At 61.0% G+C, this 495-nt stretch carries 1 protein-coding gene; it reads right to left on the reverse strand.

The genetic code is table 11. From position 1 onward, the window contains the following. The coding region (locus HMPREF2554_RS09290) for a M13 family metallopeptidase (RefSeq protein ID WP_141744392.1) at positions 1 to 495 on the reverse strand (495 nt) is incomplete at both ends.

Consider the following 495-nt stretch of genomic DNA (forward strand, 5'->3'; position numbering starts at 1 on the left):
GCGGATCCACCGAAATCATCATCTCCGCATGCTGCGGGCGTGACTTGGTGCGCCATCCCTGTGCGGTGGACCAGAACAGGCGCTGCGCGGCCGTCATGCCATCAATGACCGGTGCGTCCGCCAGCGAGGTGATGCCCTGCTCGGCAAGCGCAATCTCATAGGCCCTCAACGCAATCGACAGACCCGAAAGGTCGCCGATATTCTCGCCCAGCGTCAGCTCACCATTCACCTGGAACTTCTGCGGGTCAAGGTTCGCCGGGGTGTAGGCATTATACTGCTGCACAAGCGCGCTCGTGCGTTTGGTGAACTCGGCGAAATCCTCCTCGGTCCACCAGTTATTCAGCGCGCCGTCGCCATCATAGAGCGCACCCTTATCGTCAAACCCGTGGCCGATCTCGTGACCGATTACCATGCCGATACCGCCGTAGTTCGCTGCGTCGTCGGCCTCAGGGTCGAAGAATGGCGGGCGCAGAATAGCCGCGGGGAACACAATCT

The organism is Rothia sp. HMSC071F11, from assembly GCF_001809115.1.
GTDB classification, from domain to species: domain Bacteria; phylum Actinomycetota; class Actinomycetes; order Actinomycetales; family Micrococcaceae; genus Rothia; species Rothia dentocariosa.